This window comes from Bacillus sp. AFS088145 (assembly GCF_002564465.1).
Lineage (GTDB): Bacteria > Bacillota > Bacilli > Bacillales > Bacillaceae_G > Gottfriedia.
Genome location: NZ_NUUX01000007.1, coordinates 31,591 through 49,743 on the forward strand (window position 1 = coordinate 31,591; position 18,153 = coordinate 49,743).

The window sequence follows — 18,153 nt, forward strand, 5'->3', positions numbered from 1 at the left end:
TAGGAGTCGAGCACCCCTCCATTCCAATCAACTTTTTCTTCAAAAAAAAGTTCGCAATAAGAACCTAATCAAATAGCCTTTACTTAGAGTAATCTAACAGTTGTTTATTAAACAGTTTGTAGATCAATTAATAACGAACATTAATTGATAAATTAATCATTTAAATTTGTTTATTATCTCATAATATTTTTAACTTCTGAAAAAAAATTACTAGTGTTGTTGAAATAAGTTGATCAAACATATTAACATTTAAAATCAAAAAATGATACTTTATTAATTAATAAATGTTCACTTAAAGTACGTTTTCACCGTTTTATATTTCAACAAACTAAAAATACACTAACAAAGTTTAATTTGTTAGTGTATTTTTTTGTTCTTTTAATATTTTAAATAAGGATAACATGTCATATTGGACTGATTGGGTTACTTTATTTAGATGATTTTGCTTATTACTTGAGGACATAACTTTTTCGATGTTTTGTAAATGCTTAAGTCCATTTAGTAATTGCTTATTTTTAATATAATCTTTTTGCTTACTCAAAATTAACATTGTTGAGCTAATTTGTTCAAGCTGTTTTTCATTATTAAAGTTTTGATCTGTTAAATACGATAACATAAAATTAAATGTTTCCACTTCAGCTTTATACATGTCTACTGATTGTTTTGGACCTTTGTATACTTGACCACCAATTGTTTCTTCTTTTAAATAAGTACTTTTTAATTTTTTCTTAACTTCATCTGCTAGAAACGTGCTATCTTTCCCGCTCAAAGCAATAACGACGAAAAAATTATTATTTTTTTCATAAATGACAGGGGTTAAGCCATTTGAAGATACTTCTTTTTCATTTTTCTTCGCTGATTCCATACTTTTATACATTCCAACTTGTGCGAGATCAAACTTCACTGCTGGAATCTTCATTTGTACTTGATTCGTTGCTGTACCAGAAACCGATACACTATTTTTAGTTGGGTTAAGTGCATCTGGCTTTGATTGTTTAAATATCCCTAAAAATACAAACCCAAAACATAGTCCTATTAAACTTGCACCAATAATAGAAATAATAATACTTTTCGAAGGTGATTTCTTTGTGAAAAAAGTAATCTTCTTTTTCTCCTTCACCTTCTGCTCTGGATTAATCTTTTTCTTCTTTTTAACATCATCTAACACGATTACTTTTTTCCCTAGCCCATCAGGAGTAGGTAAAACCCATCCAAATTCCCCGTTATTTTCCTCTTTCTGATCTTGGGAAGTCACAGCACCTTCTTCAAACGCTTTTTCCTCGCCATTAATTTTAATTGATATCTTTGAGGACTTGTCCATATGAATCCTCCTACTACTTTATTTTAAAACGTAAAAAAATACTAACATATAATTCCAGAAAAACACGCCGACATTTGTCGAGGACAAACAGATATCGTGCAACAAAAAATTACAAAAACTTGCCCATTTTTTATCTACATAAATAACCACCGTAGGATTCCCGGTGGTTATTTGCTATACATTGCCACTTTATTTCTTCCAGCATTTTTTGCTTTTGAATACATAGCTCTGTCTGCACATCGAATTAAGTCAGACGGATCTCTTGCCACAAATGGTGCAACTGCTGCACCTATACTTGCTGTTACTGTTAATTCAATCTGTTGATCTTTGTTAGTCATATGATTTGTAATGTAAAATGGTATAGTTTCGAGCGATTTTCTAATGGGCCCTCCTTTACAATTCTAAGCGAATTTTTTTAGCAAATATCTTCTCACTACTGAAATAAAATATAAAGATCCGGTTATTAACAATATCTCGTTTTCCTGTATATCCTTTATATTCTTATCTATTGCAATAGATAAATCACTTTCATATTTTATATTAAGTGTATTAGCATTCGAAATTAATTCGTCTTTATTCATCGCTCTAGGAAAATCAAAAGTTGTCATTATAATATTATTTGTTATTTCTCGTAATTCTTTTAACATCTCTCCAACATTTTTATCTTTCAAGGCAGAGAACAGAATCTTTATTTCCTTATCAAGAAAACGGTTATTCATCGTCTCCACTAAACTTTTAATTCCTTCAACATTATGTGCGCCATCAATATAAATAACAGGATTAGAAGCTATTAGTTCTAATCTACCTGCTTTTTGAGCTATTTTTAATCCTCTTTTGATATTATCTTCACTAATATTCATTCCATATTTATTTTGTAATAAATGAACAACACAGATTGCGCAAGAAGCATTCCTAATTTGATGATGCCCAAGCATTGATAACTCAATATTTTCAATTACCCTGTCATTGCCTTTGTAATTAAATTTCTCATAAAGTGAATCTTTCAAAGGAAAAGCAAAAAAATGCTTATCATATTCAAAATAATCAGCTTCATTTTTGATTGCAGCATTTTGAATAATTGTTAAAGCTTTTTCTTTCAATTCTGCTGTAACAATTGGAATTCCCTTTTTAATAATTCCTGCCTTATGCATAGTGATTTCTTCTATTGTTTCACCAAGAATTTGTTGATGATCATGACCAATACTCGTAATAATACTAATTAGAGGTGTCATTACATTTGTGCAATCCTCTAACCCACCTAAACCAGCTTCTACCAAAAATATGTCATGTTCTTTTATTTTATCGAAAAAGTAAAAAGCCATTGCTGTAATGATTTCAAATTCAGTTGGAGCACCACAAGGTAACTGTTCAACTTCTTCAACAACTGGAATCATACAGTTTACTAGTTGAATAAATTCTTGTTCACTGATCATTTCACCGCAGAACATGATTTGTTCACGATAATCTAATATATATGGTGATGTAAAAGTTCCTACAGTATACCCGGCATCTAATAAAATACTTTGAAGAAAAGTAATTGTAGAGCCTTTTCCATTCGTTCCTGCGACATGAATTGCTTTGACACTTAGCTGAGGATTACCTAGTCTAACTAGCATTTCTTCCATTCTTTGTAGGCCAGGTACAATGCCAAATTTTGTTCTGTTATACATCCATTTCAGTGCTTCCTCATATGTATTAACCATCTTAACCCTACCTTTATAGTAAAAAACGACGAATCAGTAACTCAATTCGTCGTTTTTATTTTATTAATTTTTATTACAGATCGCTTACTTAAACTACTTATTTACTTAGTTCTGCAATTCGAGCTCTTACAGATTCTTGTTTTTCAAGATAATCTTTTTCTTTACGACGCTCTTCTTCAATAACTGCTGCAGGAGCTTTCGCTACAAATCCTTGGTTGCTTAATTTCTTTTGAACTCGTTCAACTTCACTAGTCCATTTTTCTAATTCTTTCTCTAAACGCTTTTTCTCTTCTTCAAGATTAATTAAACCTTCTAGAGGAAGATAAAGCTCAGCCCCACTAATTACTGCTGACATCGATTTTTCTGGTGCGGTTAAGTTAGTAGAAATTGTTAATTCTTCTGGATTACAGAAGCGCTCAATATATGAACGATTTTCTTCTAATGCAGCTGCAATCGTTTCATCTTTTGCAGAGATCATTAGTTGAACTTTTTTGCTCATTGGTGTGTTTACTTCTGCACGAATATTACGAACTGAACGAATTAACTCAACTAATATTTTCATCGTTTCAGAAGCTTCTTTATTTGTTAATTCTTCTCTAACTGTTGGCCAAACAGAAACTGTAATAGACTCACCTTGGTGTGGTAGAGATTGCCAAATTTCTTCAGTAACGAAAGGCATAAATGGATGTAAAAGCTTCATTGTACTTTCTAATACGTGTGCAAGAACTGAACGAGTCATATTTTTTGCATCTTCATTGTCACCGTATAAAGGAATCTTTGCCATTTCAATATACCAGTCACAAACATCGTCCCAAATGAAGTTATAAAGTACACGGCCAACTTCACCAAATTCATAACGATCGATTAAAGCTGTTACACTTTCAATTGTTTCATTTAAACGAGTTAAAATCCATTCATCAGCAACAGATTTTTCTTTCGTTAAATCGATATTTTCATATGTGAAGCCTTCCATATTCATTAAAGCAAAACGTGAAGCATTCCAAATTTTGTTTACAAAGTTCCAAGTAGCTTCAACTTTCTCGATACTGAAACGTAAATCTTGGCCTGGTGAACTTCCTGTTGTTAAGAAGTAACGTAATGAATCTGCTCCATATTTCTCAATAACATCCATTGGGTCAACACCGTTACCAAGTGACTTACTCATTTTACGTCCTTGCTCGTCACGTACTAAGCCATGAATTAAAACATCGTTAAATGGACGTTTACCAGTAAATTCGATTCCTTGGAAAATCATTCGTGATACCCAGAAGAAAATAATATCATAACCCGTTACTAATACATTTGTTGGAAAGTAAGCTTGGAAATCCTTACTTTCTTCATTTGGCCAACCTAAAGTTGAGAATGGCCATAATGCTGAACTGAACCAAGTATCTAAAACGTCGTTATCTTGATTCCAATTTTCAATATCAGCTGGTGGCTCTTGATTTACATAAATCTCACCAGTTTCTTTATGATACCAAGCTGGAATACGATGTCCCCACCATAATTGGCGTGAAATACACCAATCACGGATATTTTCCATCCAACGTAGATACGTTTTTTCAAAACGATCCGGTACAAATTTTACGCTATCATCAGAATTTTGTAATGCTACTGCAGCATCAGCTAGTGGTTGCATTTTAACAAACCATTGAGTTGATAAATATGGCTCAACAACCGCTCCGCTACGTTCACTATGACCTACAGAATGCATATGTTCTTCGATTTCAACAAGAACACCCATTTCTTGTAAATCTTTAACGATTTGTTTACGGCATTCAAAGCGATCCATACCATTGTATTTTCCTGCTTTTTCATTCATCGTACCATCTTCATTCATTACAAGAATGCGAGGTAAGTCATGACGGTTTCCAACTTCAAAATCATTAGGATCATGGGCAGGAGTAATTTTTACAACTCCAGTACCAAATTCCATATCAACATAATCGTCAGCAATAATTGGAATTTCACGATTAACGATAGGAAGTGTAACTGTTTTACCAACCATTGATTTATATCTTTCGTCTTCTGGGTGAACTGCAATTGCAGTATCCCCAAGCATTGTTTCAGGACGAGTAGTTGCAATTTGAATGTTTCCAGTTCCGTCTGTTAAAGGATATTGCATATGGTAGAATGCACCTTGAACATCCTTATAAATAACTTCGATATCTGATAAAGCTGTTTTTGTTGCTGGATCCCAGTTGATGATATATTCACCACGATAGATTAATCCTTTGTTGTATAGCTTAACGAATACTTCTTTTACTGCATCAGATAGACCCTCATCTAATGTGAATCGTTCACGAGTGTAATCTAAACCTAAACCGATTTTTTCCCATTGAGAACGAATGTGAGAAGCATATTCTTCTTTCCACTCCCAAGCTTTTTCTAGGAATTTCTCACGTCCTAAATCATATCTTGATAAGCCTTCTTCTCGTAATTTCGCTTCAACCTTTGCCTGTGTAGCAATACCAGCATGGTCCATACCAGGTAAATAAAGTACATCATAACCTTGCATTCTTTTAGTACGAGTTAAGATATCTTGTAAAGTTGTATCCCAAGCATGACCTAAGTGTAATTTTCCAGTTACGTTTGGTGGAGGAATTACGATTGTATATTTCGGCTTTTCTGATTCCACTTGTGCTTCAAAGAATTTCCCATCTAACCAAAATTGGTAACGATCTTTTTCAACTAAATTCGGATCATATTTTGTTGGTAATGATTTTTTTGTAGTTTCCATTCGGATTCATCTCCTCTAAATAATTATTGAAAAATAAAAAAACTCCACTCATCCTTGAAAAGGACGAATGGAGTTGAATTCGCGGTACCACCTTTTTTTGTCAGAAAAAACTTGTGTTTAACTGACACACTTAAAAAAGATAACGGATCATCCGGTAACTTCTAATCACCAAAAGCTTTCGAAGTCACTGCTCAAGGGCGACATTCCAACTCTATTTTCTAGAAACCTCCCACCAAATGGTTTCCTCTCTGAAGAACTAGTTCGTTGTACTCTTCCCTATCATTGCATTTCATTATGAATATATGTAATAGTCTACAAAATTTACTTAAGCTTAGTCAACATTATTTCTAATTTCTTTCTAGATTATTCAATAAGTGTCAATATAGTACCACATTTTTTAATACATAAAAAAAATACGAAAAATAATTGTAATGATTATTTAACATTCTGATATACTAGTACTTATTTAATTATGCGATAATTATATAGTATGTAGATATAATTTTTAGGGGGATATTCATGGGTTTATTTAAAAATACATTAGCTCGTGTTCTCGGAATAGGTGGAACGAGAATCGATACAAAGCTTGAAAAAACAGAATATCAAGCTGGTGAACGAGTAAAAGGTGAATTATATATAAAAGGTGGTCGAGTTAAACAAGAACTAGATTCCGTCTTTTTACATGTAATGACCGAATATCAAGTTGAATCAAATGATAAGATCATTAATAAGAATGGTACTTTACAAAAATTTATCGTATCAGTTGATCGTATAATAAATGCAAATGAAGAAGTTATTATTCCTTTCTTTTTCACCTTATCTGAAAATACACCAGTATCACTTCACAAATCCCATATATGGATTAAAACTCATTTAGAAATAGAAAAAGCTGTTGACCAATATGATGCTGATGGAGTTCAAGTAGTTCCTTCAGTTGGCTTAAAAACGGTAATCCAGGCACTTCAAGAAGAAGGATTTGTATTAAGAGATAGTGAAAACAAAAAGAAATATGGAAAAATTATTCAAGAATTTGAATTTTACCCGATGAATGGCGAATTTCGTGGAAAATTAGAGGAGATTGAAGTTAACTATTTAAGCTTTGACAAAACAGTCGACTTAATCCTTCAACTTAATCAAAAACAAAAAGAAACAACTAGTAAGTTTTCTAAGTTATTTGGAACTGATGAAAATAATGTTCGAATCTCTTTTTCAAAGGATCATATTACGGACAAGGATTTTGTACGTAAAAGTGTAGTAAATGCAATTAAACGTCATGTAAAATAATAAACATAAAAAACATCTATCCATGTTGCTATCATTAATGCAGTGATACATTTTTCGGATAGATGTTTTTTTCACTCTTAATTATGCAGTTTGAACTTATAAACCATCTATAGATTTCTCCGCTTCAATATCCTCTTGTATTTTAGAGACAAAATATTCAATATTAATCATATGCCAGTATGCATTTAATAAATCTCTTACATTGTCTTTTTCATTATTAACCCCGGATCGCTTTAAATATTTAGAAATTTTGGAAGAAAATTGCGTTGGGTATGCCATATAGCTTAAAAATAACATTCTTTCCTCTTCTCTTAATGAAAAATTCTTTTCATACATTTTAAGCCAATTATTACGATCAGATTGCTGAATAGGATATGTTTTAAAAGAATTCTTATAATAGTTCGTTAAATCTTGAATTGGTGTAGTTTCTTGTGCATTTTCTAGATTGATAAAGACACCTTCACCTCTTTTATTTACAAGAAAGTGAGAAATAGATAAATTTCCATGGTTCATGACAACTCTAGTATTTTCAGTTTCCTTCATTTTTTTAAACCATTCATCTAACTGTCCCTTAGCAAATTGATGTGCACTTAATATTTTATGAAAATACGTACAATAGCTTAGTTCATAAGGTGACATATACCAATTATCTTCCGCAGCCTCAATGAAATTTTCCAATACTTCTTTATCTTTACTCCATCTTTTTGTTAACGTATCATAATGGATTTGTAATTGATCTTTATCTACCTTTTTTTCTTTTTGTGTACTGCTGTGCATCTTACCTAGTGAAGTAAACATTCGTTGAAAATGTAAATTCTCATCTGACTTTTCATCAACACTTTCAATCCACGGCATTAAATAGTAATGCTTCGTATTAAATTCAACAATATAATCTCCGCTCTGGGTATGATAAATTGGTACAACATTACGAAAGCCTTTATCTTGTAAAGAACGAACATTATCAATCAAATTATTTCTATATACTCGATTCACATTTGCCTCTTTTAGTGCGAATACACCTTGATTCGTATAGATCTTAACTACTTTACCAACAGTTTCAAAATAATTTGGGACAATATGATACTGTGCTAAAATGACGCTTATTTCATCTTTAGGTTTTCTATACAAGATGCGTCACTCTCACTTTCTAAATGCGTAAAAGCCTTGTATTAGTAGACAAGTGTCTTAACTAATACAAAGCTCTCACCATATTGTTATTGTTTTATAGCAGTTACTGGTATATAAATGATTTGCCCTTCCGATAAAAATTCATCATTCAAGTTATTAACACGATTCAACTGCTGAGTTTGTAGGTTATATTTTTTAGCTACAGATTCAATTGTATCTCCATTTTGAGCTAAATATAATTTTAACTTAGTATAAGAATCTTCTCTTCCTTCGCCAGTAAACAAACTTGAAAGTAGATTGTCACTTTTAACGCTTCTTGCTTCGCTTACTTCTTCTTTAACTTCCTTGTTTACAACTGGCTCAGCTTTTACTTCTACTTTTGGTAATTCAGGTGGTGCTTCTTGCTGCTCCACTTGAGCTTGATAATAATCCGCATAATAAGGTGGTGTTTGACGTACATCATTTGGATTCTCGAAATTATTTTCTTGATTTACTTGAGGGAATGGATTTTGATAGAATTGCTGCTGCTGCTGCTGATTTTGATTATATGCAAATGGTGCTTGCTGATATTGTTGGTTAACATATGGTTGATAGTTTTGCTCTAAAGTTCGATTATATAGTTCTTCATATTTTTCTATTTCTTTTTGTGCATTGTTTTCATTATTAGCATTTTGCAAAGTGCTAAAATCATTATCTAAGAAGCTAGGTCTACTATTTAATGAATTGTTTAAATAATTGTGTACATTAAAATCATTATTCAAGAAACTAGGTCGCTCATTATACGTATTATTTTCATTGTTAGATACCTGTGCATCATTTTCATTTTGACTAGCTTCTACATCATTATTATTCATTAAGAAGCTCGGGGTTGTATCCACTGCTTGTGGTTCCATTGCTTGCGGTTCCATTGCTTGCGGTTCCATTGCTTGCGGTTCCATTGCTTGCGGCTCCATTGCTTCAGCTGATATATTAAAGCCCCTAAATACTTCTTCATATTCTTCTTCCTCTTGAGCCTCTGATTGTTCTTCTAACTGCTCTGACTGGGCCATAATTTCAACATTAAAATGTTCTTCTCCTTGTTGTTCCTCTTCGTAACTTTGTTCGTTGCTTTCTTCTAACTCATAATATTGCTCCACTTCATTTTCATTTTCAACTGCTTCGACTCGATCTTCCACTACTTCTTCAGGCTGAAAAACCTCTAAGTAAGTAGGTTGCCCAGGATAAGTGTCTTGTTCTTCTTGCTCATCATTCTCTTCAAGGGATTGAATCCAATCACTGCCGTAAAGATTATCTTGTTCACTTGTTTCCTGTTCCGAAGTTGGTTGATGAAAGAACTGGAATTGTTCTTCTTGTTCTCTTTCTTCTTGATACTCATATCCTGCATTTCCTTCATTATTTGAGCGATATTCATTTTCGAATGGGTAACTATTATATTGTTCATACCCTCTTTGTTCTTGATAAGTTTCTACTGCTCTATTATGGTCATGTAGACCAGAAATACATAAATCAGCAGCAATTTGAATACTACCTTTTTCAGCTAATTGATAATCAAATGTCTCTACGGAAACACAAAGATTTTCAAGATCAGTAATCCTAGTTAATGGTATTGAAATATCTACAGGGAACTGATGATTCATTTCACAACTTCCATCTTCAAGAACGATTACATTTTCAATCATTCTTGAAGGTGCTAATTCTCTTAATGAGTAATAATCACCTTGATTCGATAAATCAGGTGTGTAATTACCTTCTAAGGTTAAGACACCCTTCACTTGAACATATTCTTCAAATTGCTGTATAGTAATGTCTGGATTTAACGAGAGTGACCTTACCTCTTTAACTTCCTGTCCTTTTTGGAACCAGACAGTTTCTTTCAATGAAAAGCGAATATTTGTTTGATTTTCTGAAGACACCTTAATGTCCTCCTCTCATCGTCCAATTTGGTCTATGACATTACATTTTTATGAAAGAAACGAAAAATTTATGAAGAAAAGATTGTTATTTTATATTAAGAAAGGTTTAATAATCGCAGGATTAAAGAAAAACAGTGATAAAGGAATAGAAAAAAAAAAACCAAAAGTGGTATTTAGGAAGGATTGGACGAATAGTATCAGAAAAACTGAAGAAAAAAATGGGCAACTATGTCGTTGAAATTATTTACTAATTAGTAGTTGGGGAACTAGAGGGTGTTTTTCATTCGCTCGATCATATATATTAGTTTTTTCTTCGATATTGAATTGTTTAGAACAATATTTAACAATATCTATAGGTTTCTATTTGAAAATATCTACTTTTTTATAGTTTTTTTGGTCACTATACCTTAACTGGTATGGGTAATTTTACATGTTAATTGCGATTCTTGGGATTTTAATTGCAGCTTTGCTAATAATATTTGCGATTCTCGGTTTTTATTTGCGATTATGCCATTATTAATTGCGATTTCCTGATTTTATTTGCAGTTTACTTTTTTTGTAGTCTCTCCTCTACTTTTTGCATAGATTGGTCATCTTATTTGCAACTTCTCCTTATCTATTTTTACATAGATTGGCATCTTATTTGCAATTCTCCTCTAACTATATTTGTAGCTTGAACTTCTCTATTTTTCTCTGCAATTGATCTACTGAAGCTTTACCAACTCTTTTTCTAAACAAAAAATGGTGCCCTAAAAATAGGACACCACCTTAAATTAAGCTAATTGCGAAAATGCGTATTCAGCAGCTGCAATCGTTTTTTGAATATCTTCGTCTGTATGTGAAGTTGATAGGAATAGACCCTCAAATTGTGATGGTGGTAAGAAGACACCTTGATCAGCCATTAATTGATAGTATTTCGCAAACATTTCTAGATTAGAAGTTTTTGCTGCTTCGTAATTTTCAACTTTTTCGTTTGTGAAGAAGAATCCAACCATTGAACCTGCACGATTTATACAATGTGGAATATTGTATTTTTCAGCTGCAGCTTTATAACCAGCTTCTAGTAAATCAGCTTTACGGTTAAATTCTACATAATCTTCTTTAGATAGCTGACTTAATGTTTCGTAACCAGCCGTCATCGCTAAAGGATTTCCTGAAAGAGTTCCAGCTTGATAAATTGGGCCACTTGGAGCAATTTGATTCATGATTTCAGCTTTACCACCATATGCACCTACTGGTAAACCTCCACCGATAACTTTTCCTAAGCAAGTGATATCAGGTGTTACACCAAAATGACCTTGAGCACAATTATATCCTACACGGAAGCCAGTCATAACTTCATCAAAAATCAATAATGTACCATATTGAGTCGTAATTTCTCTTAAGCCTTCTAAGAAACCTTCAACTGGTGGAACAACACCCATATTACCTGCAACCGGCTCAACAATAACCGCTGCTAGGTCATCTCCATATTGTTCAAAAGCATATCTTATACTTTCTAAATCATTATAAGGAACAGTGATTGTATTTGATGCAACACCTTCAGGTACACCAGGGCTATCTGGTAATCCAAGTGTAGCTACACCAGAACCTGCTTTAATTAATAAAGAATCACCATGTCCGTGGTAGCATCCTTCAAATTTTAAGATTTTGTTTCGACCAGTAAATCCGCGAGCAAGACGTAAAGCACTCATTGTCGCTTCTGTTCCTGAGTTAACCATTCGAACAACTTCAATCGAAGGCACTCTTTCGATAACAAGTTTAGCTAATTCTGTTTCTTTTAATGTTGGTGCCCCAAAGCTAGTTCCAGTTTCTGCTGTTCGCTTTAAGCCTTCAACTACACGCTCATTTGAGTGACCTAAAATTAGAGGCCCCCATGATAGTACATAATCAATATACTCATTTCCGTCAATATCATATATTTTAGAACCTTTTCCATGACTCATAAAAATTGGTGACATATTAACACTTTTAAATGCACGTACCGGACTATTTACTCCACCAGGAAGTACTTGTTTTGCCTCTTCAAAAGCTTCAATTGACTTGTTATATGATCTCATTTATTATTACTTCCCTTCTGATAACCATCTGCAAGCATCTTTAGCATGATAAGTCATAATCATATCTGCACCAGCACGTTTCATACTAATTAATTTTTCCATTACAACCTTTTCTTCTTCAATCCAACCATTCAATGCAGCAGCTTTAACCATTGCATATTCTCCACTAACATTATAAGCAACAATTGGTTGGTGATAGTTATTTCTGATATCACGAATGATATCTAAATATGAAAGAGCTGGTTTAATGATTAAGAAATCTGCACCTTCTACTGTATCTGATTCTGCTTCACGGAATGCTTCTAAACGATTTGCAGGGTCCATTTGATATGCCTTACGATCACCTTGTCCTGGAGCACTTTGAGCTGCCTCACGGAATGGTCCATAAAATGCTGAAGCATATTTTACTGCATATGACATAATTGGAATATTATCAAATCCAGCTTCATCTAAAGCATGACGAATTGTTGCTACGAATCCATCCATCATATTTGAAGGAGCAATAATATCTGCGCCAGCCTGTGCTTGGCTTACTGCTGTTTTTGCTAATAGTATTAACGATTCATCGTTATTAACATACCCATCTTCTAAAACTCCACAATGTCCATGATCCGTATACTCACATAAACATGTATCTGCAATAACAATCATTTCAGGATATTGTTCTTTCGTTTGTGAAATCGCACGTTGAACGATTCCAGTTGCACAGTACGCTTCAGAACCAACTGCGTCTTTTACATCAGGAATACCAAAGAATATGACAGATTTTATACCTAATGATACAATTTCATCCATTTCTTTTTTTAATTCATCTAACGAAAATTGAAATACACCTGGCATTGAACTAATAGGATTTTTTACTCCTTGTCCTTCAACAACAAAAAGAGGATAAATAAAATCTTCTTTATGTAAATGAGTCTCTCTAACCATAGAGCGTAATGCTTGTGTACTTCTTAAACGACGGTGACGATCAAACGGAATAGAATAAGTCATTTTTTTCTCCTTCTTTTTAAAGACGATCTGATTAATCCATATCATCTACTATTTTTTTAATTAAAGCCTCTGTTGTAAATTTACTAGGAACAATAATATTATTCAAACCTTTTTCTCTAGCTTTTTGTGCGGTAACTTCACCAATACAAGCAATTTGAATGTTTTTTAAATCTTCCAAACTAATTGCATTTCCAATCAAATAACAAAACTGTTCTACACTAAATGGATTCAAAAATGAAATCACATCTAGCTTATTATTTATTAATAAATTTAACAGTTCATCTTTAATACCTAGATTTGCAATGGTCTCATAAACAGTTAATAAGTTAACTATATGACCATTTTCTCCTAGTATTTTTGGTACGTTATCACTCGCTAAAGAGCCACGTAAAAATAAAAATTTTGTTCCTTTTTCTACTATGTAACTTAACTCAGAAGCAAATGTTTTACCAGTAAATTGACTTGGAAGGAAAGCTACTTCAAATCCTTCTTCAATTAATCGGTTCTTTGTTTTTTCCCCGACAGCACCAATTTTTTTTTGAAGAATTTTTTGTTTAAGATCTTTTGTAATACTTTGCACAAAGTAATTTACTGAATTAGCACTTGTGAATAAAATCCATTCTGAATCAAGAACTAATTTTTCCAATTCATTAATTGAAATATCACTTTTAACTATTTTTTGAAGTGGAAGATTAATAGGACATCCACCAAACTGATGAATTAATTGATTGAATTCATCAGCTTGTTGCTCTGCCCTTGTCACTAATATTTTCATTCCATTTAAGGAATTATTCATCCGCTGCCTCTTTTACAGAATCAATAATATCCTTTGCTCCACGTTCAATTAATAGATTTGCAGCTTTTTCACCAATTTCAGTTGGATCAGTACCTTTAACAGTTTCTTTTAAGATGATGGTTCCATCTGGTTTAGCTACTAATGCAGTTAACGAGATTTCATCTTTGTCATCGATCGTTGCAAATCCAGCAATAGGAACTTGGCAACCACCTTCCATTTTATGAAGAAATACACGTTCCGCTTCTACAGTTGTATATGTTAATTCATCATTCAGTCTATTTAGTAATTCACGGATTTCAGTATCATTTTCACGACATTCGATAGCAAGTGAACCTTGACCTACTGCTGGTACACAGATTGTTTCGTCAATGTATTCAGTTATACTTTCTTCAGCCCAACCCATTCTTGTTAAACCAGCTGCTGCAAGAATAATCGCATCATATTCATTATCCTTAAGCTTTTGAATACGTGTATCGATATTTCCACGAATCCATTTGATTTGTAGATCAGGACGAACTGCTTTAATTTGAGCACTTCTTCTTAAACTACTTGTACCGACAATTGATCCTTCTTTAAGTTCCATTAAACCTTTTCCACTATTTGAAAGTAGTGCATCTCTAGGATCAACTCGTTTTGGAGTACATCCAATCATTAAACCTTCAGGTAAAATAGCTGGCATATCCTTCATACTATGTACAGCTAAATCAATTTCACTCGTTAACATTGCATGTTCAATTTCTTTAACGAATAAACCTTTTCCTCCAACCTTTGAAAGGGTTACATCAAGTATTACATCACCTTTTGTAACGATTTCCTTTAACTCAAATTCATAATCTGGTGCTACTTCTTTTAGTTTCTCTACAAACCATTTCGTTTGTGTTAATGCTAGTTTACTTCTCCTTGTACCAACTATAATTTTACGCATTGTTACATCTCCTTACGTACTCCATAAATGAAACTTTGAATATAGATTTGAAACAACATAATTTCCGAACAAAACTAAGAAGCAACAGATGTTAAATATGCAAAGAGATTTGCCATAGAAACGGTTGCTTACCTTTAAATACATAAATGTACTATACATGATTAAAACGAAAAATGAGCCAATTACTTTCATATCATACCAAACAAATGTGTGTAATCTAATACTTGCCCAAATAACACCTAAAATAAGGGAAGTTAGCATTAGTGGAACTCCAAATAAGTTAAATGTAATAAACATTTTTTCCAACTTACCTAAACTCCCCAATTTCTTTAAATGTGTAGACCATTTCTTCTTTTTTAATAAAACATATTGAAAAATGTACATAACCGAAAAAATAAAGGACAGGGTAAATGCACCGTATGCTAAGAAAGCAAGTCCAATATGGATATATAATAACTCCGATTTTAACTGATCGACTAATGTAGCTGTTTTACCCGCCTTCGGAATTAAAATTGATAATGAAAATACTAAAAATGAAACAACATTTGTAAAGAAAACTAAGTACTCTAGTTTTACTACCCAATTAATAAACAATGATAGTGATATTATAATCCATACATAAATATATAGTCCTTCCCTGGAAGTAAAAAAGGAATATAAACTGTATTGGCTAATGGTGTAAATCATTAAAACAGAAGAAAACACCCAAACAATTGCTAGCAAATAAAATGCTACCCGACTTGCCATCCTATTTGTATCTATAAAATCTATAAAAGAAAAAACGATACTCCATGCAAACAATAAGATTAATAAGTGATAGATAAAACTACTTTCCAAAAGCGCCACTAGCTAAACCTCATAAAAAACCTAAGTTTTGTTTTAAAGAAATAGTCTCTTTTTCTTGATTAGTTTGCATGTGTTTTTCATCTATAGATTCTTGTAAAATTTCATCTAGACTAAATATTTCTTTAAAAAGGGCAATTTGTACTTCTGAGTGTTTAGATGTACCCATTTCTTTTGCTTTCATAATTGGATCTCGTAAAAGTTGATTTACGATACTTTTTGTGTGCTTTTGAATAATTTTTAAATCTCTTTCAGATAAATGAGGAAGTTTTCTTTCTAGACTACTCATTGTATCTGCTTGAATATCTAACGCCTTTTCACGTAATGCAGAGATTACAGGAACAACACCTAGCATTGATAACCAAGATTGAAAAATATCAATTTCTTCAGATATTGCCTTCTTAATTTTTACTGCCTCACGTTCACGTTCTGCTAAATTCTCTGCAACAATTCCTTGAAGATCATCAATATCATACAAGAATGCACTATCAATATGATGAATTGATGGTTCAATATCTCTTGGAACAGCGATATCAACTAAGAATAGTGGGTTACCTTTTCTTGATTTTTCAATTCGACGAATCATTTTTTCCGTAATCACGTATTCTTTTGATCCAGTTGAACTAATAACGATATCTGCTTCTTTTAAAGCATTTTCAAGTGATTCTAACCCTTTTCCGATTCCATTAAATTGGTCTGCAAGTCTAACAGCATTTTCAACAGTTCGGTTAATAACCGTAACTTTTCCTACACCTTGAGAATACAAGTTTTGTAAAGCTAAGTTACTCATTTTTCCTGCTCCAACAATCAGTACATTGCAGCCTTTTAAATTGCTAAAAATCTTTTTTGATAACTCTACAGCAGCATAACTTACAGATACAGCATTTTCACCGATTCCAGTTTCTGAGTGAACTTTTTTTGCAAATGTAATTGCTTGTTTAAATAATTGATTAAAAATCGTACCAATTACCTGATTCTCTTGAGCAAGTAAATAACTATCTTTTACTTGTCCAAGAATCTGAGTCTCACCAATTACCATTGAATCTAAACCACTTGCTACAGTGAATAAATGATTGATTGCATCATTTCCAGTTTTAATGATTAAATATGGTGATAATTCCTCGTCTTTCAAGTCAAAACGTTGTAATAAAAAGCGTTTCATATAATATTGACCAGTATGAACTTGATCGACAACTGCATAAATCTCCGTACGATTACAAGTAGAAACAATAATGTTTTCCAAAATGCTTTTTTCTTTTTTTAATGAGTTCATTGCGTCCTGTAGTTCATTTGGAGCAAACGCTACCCTTTCTCGCACTTCAACTGGGGCAGTTTTATAATTAATCCCTATTGTAATGATGTGCATACCCTAAAGCCCCCCTAAAAACTTTGTACAAACTTGTGTTTTATATCTATCTTTGCTTAGCAAAATATCATATCTATGTTCTACATCAATATGCTATCATAAATGTAATATTTTGTAGAATTTTTAATCCGATTTATACTATATAAATGTACACAAATTTTATTATACAATAATTTTAAAATAAAAGTGATTACAAATAATGTTAAACAGGAGCTGCTATGAAAAAAAATCGATTATTTATTGGAATCCTATTAATTGGCTTTGGCATTTATTATCTTATTTCAAAATGGCAAGTCCCAGCTTTACATATTTTCACATTTTGGACGACTCCGATCATGATTACTGGTATTGCACTTCTCGTTCAAGCTTTTAAAGGAAGAGAAACTCATTATGTATTCCCGGGAATTGTCGTTCTTGGATTTGGAATTCATTTTTATGCCATCGAACATTTTCAAAATTGGCCAAACCATTGGTCCGTTCTTACACTCATCATTTCAATCGGAATGTTACTGCAATCCCGAAAAGGAAAAGGTGAGCTATTACCTGGTTTACTATTATTTATTATGTCTTTATTTTTCCTTTTTAATGAAAAGCTTGCAACAATGCTTAGTTCGCTCCAATCACAGGTCTCTTATTTCCAGAACTATTGGCCAATATTGATTGCTGTTATCGGTTTATATCTTCTATTTTCTAAAAAATAAACATACTTTTTTATACATAACTAGCAGTTTTAAAAGGAGGAACATCTTTGTTATACTTCCTTGCACTATGGAAAAAATTTGTATCATTTAATTATGTTTCAATTCTAATTCTATCTATTCTAATTGTTTCTTTTGGTACACGTAATAAAACCTAATAAAGAATGGAAAACTTATGAAGATGCCTTTCTACAATTTTTTGAAAAAGGAGCTACTTTGTTAGCGATAAATGAACAATTAAATATTCCAAAGCGAAAAGAGTGTAAGTTGAATTCTACTGATCGCTTATATATTTATTGTGAAGAAAATTTATTAAAAAAGATAACTAAAAAAGCTTTATAATAAAAAATGCTGGTGGCCTTTTTAAAATGTACCCTTTGTAA

The 18,153-nt window shown here is 32.4% G+C and carries 14 protein-coding genes and 1 other annotated feature; of the genes, 2 read left to right on the forward strand and 12 right to left on the reverse strand.

Annotation, left to right across the window (positions count from 1 at the left end):
- Positions 1 to 349: 349 nt before the first annotated feature.
- From COI44_RS04590 to COI44_RS04605, 4 genes are all read right to left on the reverse strand, one after another.
- Positions 350 to 1,321: a hypothetical protein gene (locus COI44_RS04590; protein WP_098426879.1), complete on the reverse strand. Its 972-nt coding sequence runs from the start codon at positions 1,319 to 1,321 to the stop codon at positions 350 to 352.
- 167 nt (positions 1,322 to 1,488) lie between these two features.
- On the reverse strand, positions 1,489 to 1,659 hold the full coding sequence (locus COI44_RS04595) for a diguanylate cyclase domain-containing protein (RefSeq protein ID WP_098426880.1): 171 nt from the start codon (positions 1,657 to 1,659) through the stop codon (positions 1,489 to 1,491).
- 63 nt (positions 1,660 to 1,722) lie between these two features.
- Positions 1,723 to 3,024, reverse strand: coding sequence for a bifunctional folylpolyglutamate synthase/dihydrofolate synthase (locus COI44_RS04600; protein WP_098426881.1), 1,302 nt, complete (start codon positions 3,022 to 3,024; stop codon positions 1,723 to 1,725).
- A gap of 97 nt (positions 3,025 to 3,121) precedes the next feature.
- Positions 3,122 to 5,764 (reverse strand): valine--tRNA ligase, encoded by a 2,643-nt coding sequence (locus tag COI44_RS04605; protein WP_098426882.1) that lies wholly within the window; start codon positions 5,762 to 5,764, stop codon positions 3,122 to 3,124.
- Positions 5,765 to 5,820: 56 nt separating this feature from the next.
- Positions 5,821 to 6,056, reverse strand: a binding site (T-box leader).
- Between the two features lie 227 nt (positions 6,057 to 6,283).
- Between COI44_RS04605 and COI44_RS04610 the strand changes: the two genes are divergently transcribed.
- Positions 6,284 to 7,048 (forward strand): sporulation protein, encoded by a 765-nt coding sequence (locus tag COI44_RS04610; RefSeq protein WP_098426883.1) that lies wholly within the window; start codon positions 6,284 to 6,286, stop codon positions 7,046 to 7,048.
- Between the two features lie 96 nt (positions 7,049 to 7,144).
- On the opposite strand, the gene ysxE is transcribed toward COI44_RS04610, so the two are convergent.
- From ysxE to hemA, 8 genes are all read right to left on the reverse strand, one after another.
- Positions 7,145 to 8,176, reverse strand: a complete 1,032-nt coding sequence (gene ysxE / locus COI44_RS04615; RefSeq protein ID WP_179887015.1) for a spore coat protein YsxE — start codon at positions 8,174 to 8,176, stop codon at positions 7,145 to 7,147.
- An 86-nt stretch (positions 8,177 to 8,262) separates the two neighbouring features.
- Positions 8,263 to 10,089 (reverse strand): stage VI sporulation protein D, encoded by a 1,827-nt coding sequence (spoVID, locus tag COI44_RS04620; protein ID WP_098426885.1) that lies wholly within the window; start codon positions 10,087 to 10,089, stop codon positions 8,263 to 8,265.
- Positions 10,090 to 10,862: 773 nt separating this feature from the next.
- Positions 10,863 to 12,149 carry a glutamate-1-semialdehyde 2,1-aminomutase gene (gene hemL / locus COI44_RS04630; protein WP_098426887.1) on the reverse strand — a complete coding sequence of 429 codons (1,287 nt, stop codon included), beginning with the start codon at positions 12,147 to 12,149 and terminating at the stop codon, positions 10,863 to 10,865.
- A 6-nt stretch (positions 12,150 to 12,155) separates the two neighbouring features.
- Positions 12,156 to 13,142 (reverse strand): porphobilinogen synthase, encoded by a 987-nt coding sequence (gene hemB / locus COI44_RS04635; RefSeq protein WP_097978417.1) that lies wholly within the window; start codon positions 13,140 to 13,142, stop codon positions 12,156 to 12,158.
- A 31-nt stretch (positions 13,143 to 13,173) separates the two neighbouring features.
- A complete protein-coding gene (locus COI44_RS04640) occupies positions 13,174 to 13,938 on the reverse strand; it encodes a uroporphyrinogen-III synthase (protein ID WP_098426888.1) in 765 nt (254 codons plus the stop codon).
- Positions 13,931 to 14,863 (reverse strand): hydroxymethylbilane synthase, encoded by a 933-nt coding sequence (gene hemC, locus COI44_RS04645; RefSeq protein ID WP_098426889.1) that lies wholly within the window; start codon positions 14,861 to 14,863, stop codon positions 13,931 to 13,933. The genes COI44_RS04640 and hemC overlap by 8 nt, the downstream gene beginning before the upstream one ends.
- Before the next feature lie 12 nt (positions 14,864 to 14,875).
- A complete protein-coding gene (ccsA, locus tag COI44_RS04650) occupies positions 14,876 to 15,709 on the reverse strand; it encodes a cytochrome c biogenesis protein CcsA (RefSeq protein WP_098231856.1) in 834 nt (277 codons plus the stop codon).
- 10 nt (positions 15,710 to 15,719) lie between these two features.
- Complete coding sequence (gene hemA / locus COI44_RS04655; protein WP_098426890.1) at positions 15,720 to 17,072, reverse strand: glutamyl-tRNA reductase; 1,353 nt, start codon at positions 17,070 to 17,072, stop codon at positions 15,720 to 15,722.
- A gap of 218 nt (positions 17,073 to 17,290) precedes the next feature.
- Here hemA and COI44_RS04660 point away from each other — a divergent pair, with 218 nt between their 5' ends.
- On the forward strand, positions 17,291 to 17,773 hold the full coding sequence (locus COI44_RS04660; RefSeq protein WP_098426891.1) for a LiaF transmembrane domain-containing protein: 483 nt from the start codon (positions 17,291 to 17,293) through the stop codon (positions 17,771 to 17,773).
- The last annotated feature ends 380 nt before the right edge of the window (positions 17,774 to 18,153 follow it).

Bases quoted from the DNA above. Each gene is read 5' to 3' on its own strand.
- COI44_RS04600 (WP_098426881.1), bottom strand. From the start codon at position 3,024: ATGGTTAATACATATGAGGAAGCACTGAAATGGATGTATAACAGAACA.
- COI44_RS04640 (WP_098426888.1), bottom strand. From the start codon at position 13,938: ATGAATAATTCCTTAAATGGAATGAAAATATTAGTGACAAGGGCAGAG.
- COI44_RS04590 (WP_098426879.1), bottom strand. From the start codon at position 1,321: ATGGACAAGTCCTCAAAGATATCAATTAAAATTAATGGCGAGGAAAAA.
- hemA (WP_098426890.1), bottom strand. From the start codon at position 17,072: ATGCACATCATTACAATAGGGATTAATTATAAAACTGCCCCAGTTGAA.
- hemC (WP_098426889.1), bottom strand. From the start codon at position 14,863: ATGCGTAAAATTATAGTTGGTACAAGGAGAAGTAAACTAGCATTAACA.
- COI44_RS04595 (WP_098426880.1), bottom strand. From the start codon at position 1,659: ATGACTAACAAAGATCAACAGATTGAATTAACAGTAACAGCAAGTATA.
- hemL (WP_098426887.1), bottom strand. From the start codon at position 12,149: ATGAGATCATATAACAAGTCAATTGAAGCTTTTGAAGAGGCAAAACAA.
- COI44_RS04605 (WP_098426882.1), bottom strand. From the start codon at position 5,764: ATGGAAACTACAAAAAAATCATTACCAACAAAATATGATCCGAATTTA.
- hemB (WP_097978417.1), bottom strand. From the start codon at position 13,142: ATGACTTATTCTATTCCGTTTGATCGTCACCGTCGTTTAAGAAGTACA.
- COI44_RS04610 (WP_098426883.1), top strand. From the start codon at position 6,284: ATGGGTTTATTTAAAAATACATTAGCTCGTGTTCTCGGAATAGGTGGA.
- COI44_RS04660 (WP_098426891.1), top strand. From the start codon at position 17,291: ATGAAAAAAAATCGATTATTTATTGGAATCCTATTAATTGGCTTTGGC.